The following is a 10,344-nucleotide window of genomic DNA, read 5'->3' as shown; positions in this document are numbered from 1 at the left end:
GGCGGCCACCGCGTCGACGTTGGACTTGTCGACGAAGGCCGGGCCGGTCAGCACCGGCTGCTCGCCACCGCCCATGTAGTTGCCGTTGTTCTTGTAGAGCCACAGCGAGTCGATGGCCAGGTAGCCCTGGAGGTAGGGCTGCTGGTCGACGGCGAACTCGATGGTGCCCTTGCTGATGGCGCCCGTCAGGTCCTTGTTGAGGTCGAACGTGGCGATCTTGGCCTTGCTGCCCGCGTCGGACGCCGACTGCACCGCGGTCAGCGCGAAGGGCGCACCGAGGGTGACGACGTAGTCGATGGACTTGTCCTGCGTGAGCTTGGCGGTGATCGTCGACTTCACGGACGGCATGTCGGTGCCGTTGACGTTCAGCGTCTGCAGCTTGCCGGTGAAGGTCTTCTTCACACCGTCGCAGCGCTGGGTCAGGCCGATGTTGCCCTGCTCCTGGATGACACAGACGGCGTTCTTGGCGCCGGCCTCGTTCAGCCGCTTGCCGAGTGCCTCGCCGGCCACGGACTCGTCCTGGCCGAAGAACTCCATCAGGCCGAGCTTCTGCCAGTCGCTGACACCGGAGTTGAGGCCCACGACGGGTATGCCGGCCGCCTTCGCCTTGGCCACGACGTCCTTGAGGGCGTCCGGCTTGGCGAGGGTGATCGCGATGCCGTCGACCTTCTGGTCGATGGCGTTCTGGACCAGGTTGGCCTGGTTGGCCGCGCTCGGGTCGGCCGAGTAGACCAACTTGACGTTGTCCTTGTTGGCGGCGGCCTGGGCGCCCTTGCGGACGATGTCCCAGAAGGTGTCGCCGGGCGACTGGTGGGTCACCAGCGCGATGGTCATCCGGGGGGTGGTTGCCTTGCCCGCGGAGGCGCCGTCCGCGCTCTCCTCGGACTTCTTGCCGCCCGAGCTGCTGGAGCAGCCGGCGAGCGTCAGGGCCGCGGCCGCAGCCAGGGCCACGGCGGGAGCGAATCTCCGCGAACGGGAGAGAGAAGAGCGGTCCATCTTTCCTTGCACCTCACTGTGCGACGGGGAGAACGTCGGGAAAGGGGGTGGGATTCATGGCCCGGGACCTCGGGAGTTCCGGGTCGAGTGCCGCGACATCACGGCAGTTGCGTTGGGACGGAATCCAATCCCCGAGCGCGCCCGCTGTCAATACTTTGTTAAGACATCATTTCACAAGCAGGTCCGAATGTAAGTACAAACTATTGACAGCGTCACCCTTCGAGTCCTACACCTGGGGATGCAGCGGGCCCGTAGGGCCCGCCCGTCCCCAGGTCGGATCGAGGAGCGTCGCGCATGGTCGAGCCAGTCCAGCAGTTCGACGTGATCAGTATGGGCCGTATCGGAGTTGATCTCTACCCGCAGCAGTCAGGGGTGCCTCTGGCGCAGGTCCAGTCCTTCGGCAAGTTCCTCGGCGGGTCGGCCGCCAACGTCGCGGTCGCCGCGTCCCGGCTCGGCCGCTCCACCGCGGTCATCACCCGCACCGGAGCGGACCCCTTCGGTACGTATCTCCATCAGACCCTCACGGAGTTCGGCGTCGACAACCGCTGGGTGACTCCCGTGGCGGCCTACCCGACGCCGGTCACCTTCTGCGAGATCTTCCCGCCGGACGACTTCCCGCTGTACTTCTACCGCCGTCCCAAGGCTCCCGACCTGGAGATACACACCGACGAGCTCGACTACTTCGCCATCCGCGCCGCCCGGATCTTCTGGATCACCGGCACGGGTCTGAGCGAGGAACCGAGCCGCTCGGCCACGCTCGCCGCCCTGAAGTGCCGCGACCGGGCGGGCACCACGGTCTTCGACCTCGACTGGCGGCCCGAGCTGTGGAGCGAGACGGCCTGGGCCGACCCCGACGAAGCCCGCCCGTACTACGCCGAGGCCCTGCGGCACGCGACCGTCGCAGTCGGCAACCTCGACGAGTGCGAGATCGCCACCGGGGAGCGTGAACCCCGGGCGTGCGCCGAGGCCCTGCTGGCGGCCGGCGTTGAGCTCGCCGTCGTGAAGCAGGGCCCGAAGGGCGTCCTCGCCGTGCACCGCGACGGCACGACGGCCGAGGTCCCGCCGGTCCCGGTCGAGGTGGTCAACGGCCTCGGTGCCGGCGACGCGTTCGGAGGCTCGCTGTGCCACGGGCTGCTGTCCGGCTGGGAGCTGGAGCGGACCGTCCGGTACGCCAACGCGGCCGGCGCGCATGTCGCCGCCCGCCTCGCCTGCTCCTCCGCGATGCCGACGCAGGCGGAGGTCGACGGTCTCCTGAACGGCGTCGCGCCGTGACCGGCCCGTCCGCCGGCGGCTTCGCGCACGGGCCACGGGATCGCCGTACGACGATCCCGGCACCCGGCTGCGAACGGTTCCCGGCCCGTGGCCGAGCCCAGCCACTCCCTGTACCACCCCGACATCGCCGCGGGCCCGGCTGATCCGCGCCCACCCCGACCAGCCCACCGCACCCTGCCTCCCCCTCTACCCGGCACCGGAGAAGTCCTGATGAGCAGCACCACCCGCCTGACCGTCGCCCAAGCCCTCGTGCGGTTCCTGTCCGTCCAGTACACGGAGCGGGACGGCCTGCGGCACCGGCTGATCGCCGGGACCTGGGGCATCTTCGGCCACGGCAACGTGGCCGGCATCGGGCAGGCCCTCCTGGAGGCCGGTGAGGACGCGATGCCGTTCCACCAGGGCCGCAACGAGCAGGCGATGGTCCACGCGGCCGTCGGCCACGCCCGCCAGCTGAACCGACTGTCGGCCCAGGCGGTCACGACGTCGATCGGCCCGGGTGCCACGAACCTGGTCACCGGCGCGGCCCTGGCGACGATCAACCGCCTCCCGGTCCTGCTCCTGCCCGGCGACTACTTCGCCACCCGCGCCGCCGACCCGCTCCTGCAGCAGCTGGAGCATCCGACGGAGGCGGACGTGTCGGTGAACGACACCCTGCGCCCGGTGTCCCGCTACTTCGACCGCATCCACCGCCCCGAGGCCCTGATCCCCGCCGCCCTCCAGGCCATGCGGGTCCTCGCCGACCCTGCCGAGACCGGCGCGGTCACCCTCGCCCTCCCGCAGGACGTGCAGGCGGAGGCGTACGACTGGCCGGAGGAGTTCTTCGCCGAGCGGGTGTGGCGGGTACGGCGTCCCGCACCCGACCCACTGGAGCTGGCGGAGGCGGTGCGGGCGATCCTGGGGGCCGCGCGCCCGCTGATCGTGGCGGGCGGAGGGGTCCACCACAGTGAGGCCGAGGAGGCGTTGAAGGCCTTCGCGAACGCCACCGGCATCCCCGTCACGTCCACCCAGGCGGGCAAGGGCTCGCTGCGCCACGACCACCCCGCCGACGTGGGCGGCATCGGCCACACCGGTACGGCGGTCGCCGACGACCTCGCGCGCACCGCGGACCTGGTCATCGGGGTGGGCACGCGCTACTCCGACTTCACCACCGCCTCCGGCACCCTCTTCCAGAACCCGGACGTCCAATTCCTCAACCTGAACATCACCTCCTTCGACGCCCACAAGCTGGCCGCGCGGACGGTCGTGTGCGATGCGCGGGCGGGTCTGGAGGCGCTCGCGTCGGCGCTGGGGGGCCACCGCGTGAACGCGGCCTACGAGGCCGAGTACCGGGCGGGCAAGGAACGCTGGGAGCGGGAAGTGACCCGGGCCTTCGAAGCCGCGGACGAGAACGCGGTACCCACCCAGACCCAGCTGCTGGGCGCGCTGGACGCGGTCGTCGGCGACGAGGACGTGGTGATCAACGCGGCCGGCTCGCTCCCCGGCGACCTGCACAAACTGTGGCGGGCCCGCAGCCCCCGCCAGTACCACCTGGAGTACGGCTACTCCTGCATGGGCTACGAGATCCCGGCCGCGATCGGCGTGCAGCAGGCGACCCCGGACACCCCGGTGTGGGCGCTGGTCGGCGACGGCACCTACCTGATGATGCCGACGGAACTCGTCACCGCCGTCCAGGAGGGCCTGCCGATCAACCTGGTCCTCATCCAGAACCACGGCTACGCCTCGATCGGCGGCCTGTCGGAGTCGGTGGGCGGCGAGCGGTTCGGCACGGCCTACCGCTACCGGGCGGCCGACGGCACCTTCAGCGGCGCCCCGCTGCCGGTCGACCTGGCCGCGAACGCGGCGAGCCTCGGCATGGACGTGCTGCGCGCCAAGACCGTACGGGAGCTGCGCGAGGCCCTCGCCACCGCCCGTGCCTCGGACCGGCCGACCTGCGTCCACGTCGAGACGGACACCGCGACCCCGACCGCTCCCCCTGCAGCGGCCTGGTGGGACGTGCCGGTGGCGGAGACGGCGTCGCGCGAGGCCGCCGTAGCGGCGAGGACGGAGTACGACCGTCAGGCAGCCGCTCGCCGCACCCACCTCTGACAACCCGCCCCCGACCCTTTGAGGGAGGTACCCCCATGGCGAAGCCCCGCGACACCTCACGTGCCGCGACCGCCCCCGCGCTCGACTGCCTGGACTTCGCCCTGGACCGGGGCAGTCCGGTGCCGCTGTACTACCAGCTCGCCCGGCAGCTGGAGGAGGCGATCGAGCACGGGAAGCTCGCCCCGGGAAACCTCCTGGGCAACGAGATCGACCTCTCGATCCGCCTCGGCCTGTCCCGCCCGACCGTCCGCCAGGCCATCCAGACCCTGGTGGAGAAGGGCCTGCTGGTCCGCCGGCGCGGGGTGGGCACGCAGGTGGTGCACAGCCAGGTCAAGCGCCCCCTGGAACTCAGCAGCCTCTACGACGACCTGGAGGCGGCCGGGCAGGGTCCGGCCACCCGGGTGGTCCGCAACGAGACCGTCCTGGCCTCGGCGGACGTGGCGGCGGCACTGGCGGTCCCGGAGGGCAGCGAGGTCACGGCGCTCGGGCGCCTGCGCCTGACCCACGGCCAGCCGGTGGCCCTCCTCTGCAACTACCTGCCCACCGGCCTCCTCCACCTCGACAGCGACCGTCTGGAGGCCACCGGGCTCTACCGCATGCTGCGCACCGCCGGCATCACCCTGCACAGCGCCCGCCAGACGATCAGTGCCCGCTCCGCCACCGCGGACGAGGCCGCCCGCCTCGACGAACAGGCGGGCGCGGCGGTCCTGACCATGCAACGCACCGCCTACGACGACACCGGCCGCCCGGTCGAATACGGCACCCACATCTACCGGGCGTCGCGGTACGCCTTCGACTTCCGGCTGCTGGTCAGACCCTGAACCGGGCAGCAGGATCAGTGCGCCGAGTCCAGCCGCGCCCGCTGCTCTCCCGTGAGCTCCAGATCCATCGCCGCCAGGTTCTCCTCCAGCTGGGCCACGGACGACGTCCCGACCAGCGGAATGATCGGCAGGTCGCCGCCTGCCTGCCAGGACAGGACGACCTGGTTGACGGTCGCGCCCGTCTCCTTCGCCACCTCGGTCAGAGCCTTCAGACGAGCCGGCGTGCCCGCGTGGTCGAAGTCGGCGGGGAGACGGTCCGGGTGGGTGTAGGCGCCCTTCAGGAGGGGTGAGTACGCGACCAGGGTGAGGCCGGGCTCCGCGCGCAGATAGCTCAACAGGTCCGCGCCCGCGTGGCCGAGGCTGCCGTCGGGGAAGAGGGGATCCGGGACGTCGGTGCGGGGGCGCAGGTGGCTGTGGGCGTACTGGAGGACCTCGTAGCCGGGAAGACCGGCCGCGGCCGCCAGGGCGCGGGCACGCTCCACCCGCCACGCGGCGTGGTTGCTCACGCCCAGCAGGCCCACCGTGCCCTCGGCGACCAGTTCGGCGAATCCCTCCACCGTTTCCTGGAGCGGGACCCGGTGATCCTCGATGTGCGTGTAGAGCAGGTCCAGCTTCGCCACGCCCAGGCGTTCCCGGCTGCGTTCCGCGGACTCCCGGATCACCTTCGCCGACAGTCCCTCCGCGTTGTCGACGTAGCTCGTGCCGGGCGCCAGGGGCCGGGCGCCGAGCTTCGTGGCGAAGACGATCTCGTCTCCGACGCCGCGGCTGCGCCGCCACCGGCCGAGCAGTTCCTCGCTCTGGCCGCCCTGGCCGCCGTCCTCCCAGAAGGCGTAGTTGTCGGACGTGTCGATGAAGTTGCCGCCGGCCTCCACATAGCGGTCGAGGACGGCGAACGAGGTCTCCTCGTCGGTCCGTGAGCCGAACAGCATCGCGCCGAGCGCGAGGACACTGACCTCGCGGCGGGTCGCCGGGTCGGCGCCGATGGTGCGGTACTTCATGATGATTTCCTCCCGTGTGTACCCGTCTTCGGGGCACACCCGGGAGTCTTCATCTTGAAGCGCACTTCAAGTCAAGGGCCCGCGTGCTCACTTGGCGAACGGGCCCTCCAGGGCCGCCCATTGGAGCAGCATGATGGTCTTGGCGTCGGCGATCTCCCCGGTACGGATCATCTCCAGGGCCCTGCGGAAGGGCAGTTCGAGGATCTCGATGTCCTCGCCCTCCTCGTCGAGGCCGCCGCCCTCGTGCGTGCGGGTCGACGGGGCGTACTCGGCGGCGTAGAAGCTGACGCGCTCGGTGACCGAACCGGGGCTCATGTAGACGTCGAAGACGTGCCGGACCTCGCCGATGGTGTGCCCGGTCTCCTCGACGACCTCGCGCCGCACGGCGATCTCGGGGTGCTCGTCATCGTCGTCGAGCAGGCCGCCGGGCGTCTCGATCAGCAGCCCGTCGGGGTGTCCGTTGACATACACCGGGAAGCGGAACTGACGGGTGAGCAGGACGGTTTCACGTTCCGTGTCGTACAGCAGCATGGTGGCGCCGTTGCCACGGTCGTGGGTCTCGCGCTGCTGAGTGCTCCAGCTCCCGTCGGCGTGCTGGATGTCGAAGGTCGTGGCCCGCTCGACGTACCAGTGACTGGACAGCAGTTTCACGTCGCGGACCTTGACGCGCGGGTTGCCGGTCAGGTTCAGGCCGGTGCGGTCGAGTCCGGTGCGGCCCCGGCTGTCGGGAGTGTCGATGCCCTCGGTCATCGGACACCTGCCGGCCGGGAGGAGGTGCAGGAGAAGTGCGAGTTGGTCATGACCGCTTCTACCATTCCGGGGCGGGCCGCGTCGCGCACGGCACCCCTTCCCCGGCGGGCCCAGCGCTGCTTAGCGTGCTCGTATGGATCATCCGTCGCAGCCGTCCATACGGCACTTCGACCACTGCCCCTGGCTCTTCGCCGACGAGGCGACCGAAGAACAGCGCGCCGCGCAGCGGGAGGTGCAGCGGGCCGTCGGCGGCGACACCGGGATCGGGGAGCGGTGTTACGTCGCCGAGTCCGCGGCGGTGTTCCCGGACCGGCTGCGGCTGGGCGACGACTCGTACATCGCCGCGCACGCCTATGTCACCGGGGAGCTGGACACCGGCTCCCACTGCACGCTCAACCCCTTCACCACGGTGCGCGGTGACGTCGTCCTCGGTCATGGCGTACGCATCGGTGCCCACACCTCACTGCTCGGCTTCAACCACTCCATGGCTCCCGACCGGCCCGTCTTCCGCCAGCCGCTCACCAGCCGGGGCATCCGCGTCGGCGACGACGTCTGGATCGGCTCGCAGGTGATCGTCGTGGACGGCGTGACCATCGGCGATCACTGTGTGATCGGGGCGGGCGCGGTGGTCACGAGAAGCCTGCCGGCGTGGTCGGTGGCGGCGGGGAATCCCGCGCGGGTGTTGCGGGACCGGCGGGAGGTGCGGGGGACGGGGACGGCGGAGGTGGATCCGGCTGCGGCTGGGGCTGCGGCTGCGGCTGCGGCTGCGGCTGCGGCTGCGGCTGCGGCTGCGGCTGCGGCTGCGGCTGCGGCTGCGGCTGCGCCAGGGATACGTCCGGATGACGGCCGTACGCCGACGAACCGCCCGGCGCCCGACGCCGCGCCCGGGGCGGCAGCTGGCGATCCGGAGCCGACGCCGCACGATCGGCGGGCGGTGCAGGTGGCGGGGGCAGCGGGCGCCGAGGCGACTGCGGGTGCTGACGTGGCGGGTCTTTCAGGGATACGGCCAGGGGGCGACCGTACGCCTACCAGCCGCCCCGCACCCGACCCCCGCACAGCCACCCTGGCTGCCTTCGCCGACACCGCCCGGGATCAAGCCGCCGGACTCCTCGACCGTTGCTGGGACGGTGAGCGGTACGTCGATCGGCCCGGCGCCGCTCCCACCGTGCGGGCTCACTGCGACGCCGTGGAGATCGCCGACCTGCTGCTCGGGGTGGCACCGGAGCACTTGTCCACCGAAGAGCACATCGGGCGGCTGAGCGGGCTGCAGGATCCGAAGAGCGGTCTCGTGCCGGAGTTCGGCGAGCCGCTGCCGGTGGCGGACGCCGACGGGTTCATCGGGGAGGGAGCGGCGCTCTACCACGTGCTGTGCGTGGGCTACGCCCTCGATCTGCTGGGCCCCAGCCTCCCCCATCCGGTGCGCGGCGTACGGGACATGACGGCACGCCAACTCGTTGTACGACTGGATGCGTTGCCCTGGCGCACGGGTGCGTGGGGCGCAGGCGCCTGGGTCGACAGCCTTGCTACTGCCGCCCATTGGAACCTGCGGCACGACGACGACGGCGACAACGGCCCCGGGACGCCGGAGTCGCTGTTCGGCTGGCTGCTGACCAGGGCCGATCCCTGGACCGGAATGTGGGGCAGCCCCTCTGCCGAGGAGGGACGGCTCCAGGTGGTCAACGGCTACTACCGGCTGACGCGGGGCTCGTTCGCGCAGTTCGGGCTGCCGGTGCCGTATCCGGAACGGGTCGTGGACGCGGTCCTGGACCACGCGCGCGACGCCCGGCATTTCGGCTCCGGCCGGGAGAACGCCTGCAATGTGCTCGATGTCGCCCACCCCCTGTGGCTGTGCATCCAGCAGCTCGGGCGGGGTGCCGACGGCTACCGCTCCGGCGAGATCGACGACTGGGCCGAGCGGCAGCTGGCCACGGTCCTGCCGCGCTGGCAGGACGGCCGGGGCTTCGGTTTCGGCCCGGGCGCCGCCGGCCCCGGACCCGAGCCCGGGCTCCAGGGGACGGAGATGTGGCTGGCCATCGTCTGGTACCTCGCCGACCTGCTGGGCCGCTCCGGCGAACTGGGTTACCGCCCCCGCGGCATCCACCGCCCAGAACCGGCCCGACAGGGAATCGCGGGCCTGAGCTGAGCCGACGGGACGCCGGGGCCCCGGCCGATCGACGGAACATCAGCATCCCGTCCGTCCCAACGGAACATGGGCCCCTAGCCGACCAGCACGGCATATCGCGGGCCCGGCCGACCCGTCAGGGCCCCAGAGTCTGGCAACCCACCGGGCCCCGGTGCCGAGCCGACCCGACAGCGCCTCGAAGCCGACCGATTCCGACGGGCGCCGGAATCCCCGGGACACCGGCCCACCCGGTAGGACATCAGCCCCGCCCCCACCGATCCGACTGACCCGACTGAACTCCCCCGCAGCCCGCCGGACCCACCGGACGAGGGCGTGGCCGTCACCGGTAGGTGATGCCCGACGCGCTGTACCGGCAGTGCGTGCCGTCCGCCCCGGTGCCCAGTGAGGACGGTTCGGCGCCCGACGCATTGCCCTGGAAGCGTTCGCAGACGGTGATCTTCCTGCCGCTGTCCCCGACGATGGTCACGCCCGAGAGGGTGGCCGTGTCCCCGTAGTTGGCGTTGACGCCCACGATGTCCTTGCCGGGCCCGGTGACCTTCACATTGCTGATGACGACATGGCGTTCGTACTGCGTCCTGCAGTTGCCGCACGAACGATAGAGCTTGCCGAAGTCGGCGACCTGGAAGTTCCTGATGGTCAGGGTTCCGGCGCCGTTGTGCTGGAAGACCTTGTCGTCCGCCTTCTGCGCACCGCCGCCGTCGACGACGTACGTCGCGGAGGCCGACGTGCCCTTGAAGGTCGCCGCGTCCTCGCCGACGTCCTGCCACCACACGTTCTGCAGGGTGCAACTGCCCAGGCAGTGCACGCCGTCGGCGGCCGGAGAGCCGAGGATGACGTTCTTCAGCGTCGCCCCGTCGGCGAGTTCGAAGAGCGGGCCCTGGTCCTCGTCCTGGCTGTCGCTGCCGAGGCCGCCCGAGCCGTAGAAGCGCTTGAGGGTGCCGTCGTAGGTGCCGGAGACCTCGATGGTGGTGGCGACCGCCTTATCACCGGTGGCCGTGGGCCAGGCCGCGAATCCGGCGGCGGACGTGGGCGGCGCGGGTGGGGAGGCGCTCTTCCTCGCCGATGCGGAGGCGCTCGGGGAGGCCGACGTCTTTGAAGCCGACGGAGATACGGACGGAGACGGGGATGCGGAGGACGACGGGGAAGGGGACGCGGTCATGGGCGGCGGGGACGCCGTCCCCGTGGCACCGCCCAGCCGGTAGGTGCCCGCGCGCGGCCCGGAGGGGGACGTCGTCAGCAGCACACCGCCGATGACGGCACCGCCGACCAGGATCGTGGC

8 protein-coding genes are annotated in these 10,344 nt (G+C 71.3%); 4 read left to right on the top strand and 4 right to left on the bottom strand.

What is annotated here, in order from left to right:
* The coding region (locus AQJ46_RS35575; RefSeq protein ID WP_059209490.1) for a sugar ABC transporter substrate-binding protein at positions 1 to 996 on the bottom strand (996 nt) is incomplete at its 3' end.
* Between the two features lie 294 nt (positions 997 to 1,290).
* Between AQJ46_RS35575 and iolC the strand changes: the two genes are divergently transcribed.
* From iolC to AQJ46_RS35560, 3 genes are all read left to right on the top strand, one after another.
* Positions 1,291 to 2,268 (top strand): 5-dehydro-2-deoxygluconokinase, encoded by a 978-nt coding sequence (gene iolC, locus AQJ46_RS35570; RefSeq protein WP_059209466.1) that lies wholly within the window; start codon positions 1,291 to 1,293, stop codon positions 2,266 to 2,268.
* A gap of 210 nt (positions 2,269 to 2,478) precedes the next feature.
* Positions 2,479 to 4,353 (top strand): 3D-(3,5/4)-trihydroxycyclohexane-1,2-dione acylhydrolase (decyclizing), encoded by a 1,875-nt coding sequence (iolD, locus tag AQJ46_RS35565; RefSeq protein ID WP_208617032.1) that lies wholly within the window; start codon positions 2,479 to 2,481, stop codon positions 4,351 to 4,353.
* A 35-nt stretch (positions 4,354 to 4,388) separates the two neighbouring features.
* Positions 4,389 to 5,174 (top strand): GntR family transcriptional regulator, encoded by a 786-nt coding sequence (locus tag AQJ46_RS35560; RefSeq protein WP_059209465.1) that lies wholly within the window; start codon positions 4,389 to 4,391, stop codon positions 5,172 to 5,174.
* Positions 5,175 to 5,188: 14 nt separating this feature from the next.
* Here the strand turns inward: AQJ46_RS35560 and AQJ46_RS35555 are convergent, their stop codons facing one another.
* Positions 5,189 to 6,172: an aldo/keto reductase gene (locus AQJ46_RS35555; RefSeq protein WP_059209464.1), complete on the bottom strand. Its 984-nt coding sequence runs from the start codon at positions 6,170 to 6,172 to the stop codon at positions 5,189 to 5,191.
* Positions 6,173 to 6,259: 87 nt separating this feature from the next.
* Positions 6,260 to 6,922 (bottom strand): NUDIX domain-containing protein, encoded by a 663-nt coding sequence (locus tag AQJ46_RS35550; RefSeq protein WP_059209463.1) that lies wholly within the window; start codon positions 6,920 to 6,922, stop codon positions 6,260 to 6,262.
* A gap of 133 nt (positions 6,923 to 7,055) precedes the next feature.
* On the opposite strand from AQJ46_RS35550, the gene AQJ46_RS57570 reads away from it, so the two are divergent.
* Positions 7,056 to 9,065 carry an acyltransferase gene (locus AQJ46_RS57570; protein WP_059209462.1) on the top strand — a complete coding sequence of 670 codons (2,010 nt, stop codon included), beginning with the start codon at positions 7,056 to 7,058 and terminating at the stop codon, positions 9,063 to 9,065.
* A gap of 319 nt (positions 9,066 to 9,384) precedes the next feature.
* On the opposite strand, the gene AQJ46_RS35540 is transcribed toward AQJ46_RS57570, so the two are convergent.
* Positions 9,385 to 10,224: a pectate lyase gene (locus AQJ46_RS35540; RefSeq protein ID WP_208617033.1), complete on the bottom strand. Its 840-nt coding sequence runs from the start codon at positions 10,222 to 10,224 to the stop codon at positions 9,385 to 9,387.
* Between the last annotated feature and the right edge of the window lie 120 nt (positions 10,225 to 10,344).

The sequence above is a fragment of the Streptomyces canus genome (genome assembly GCF_001514145.1).
In the GTDB taxonomy this organism is placed as follows: Bacteria; Actinomycetota; Actinomycetes; order Streptomycetales; family Streptomycetaceae; genus Streptomyces; species Streptomyces canus.
The sequence above is the reverse complement of the archived record's forward strand: the minus strand, read 5'-3'. Positions and strand labels throughout refer to the sequence as shown.

Bases quoted from the DNA above. Each gene is read 5' to 3' on its own strand.
- iolC (WP_059209466.1), top strand. From the start codon at position 1,291: ATGGTCGAGCCAGTCCAGCAGTTCGACGTGATCAGTATGGGCCGTATC.
- iolD (WP_208617032.1), top strand. From the start codon at position 2,479: ATGAGCAGCACCACCCGCCTGACCGTCGCCCAAGCCCTCGTGCGGTTC.
- AQJ46_RS35560 (WP_059209465.1), top strand. From the start codon at position 4,389: ATGGCGAAGCCCCGCGACACCTCACGTGCCGCGACCGCCCCCGCGCTC.
- AQJ46_RS35555 (WP_059209464.1), bottom strand. From the start codon at position 6,172: ATGAAGTACCGCACCATCGGCGCCGACCCGGCGACCCGCCGCGAGGTC.
- AQJ46_RS35550 (WP_059209463.1), bottom strand. From the start codon at position 6,922: ATGACCGAGGGCATCGACACTCCCGACAGCCGGGGCCGCACCGGACTC.
- AQJ46_RS57570 (WP_059209462.1), top strand. From the start codon at position 7,056: ATGGATCATCCGTCGCAGCCGTCCATACGGCACTTCGACCACTGCCCC.
- AQJ46_RS35540 (WP_208617033.1), bottom strand. From the start codon at position 10,224: ATGACCGCGTCCCCTTCCCCGTCGTCCTCCGCATCCCCGTCTCCGTCC.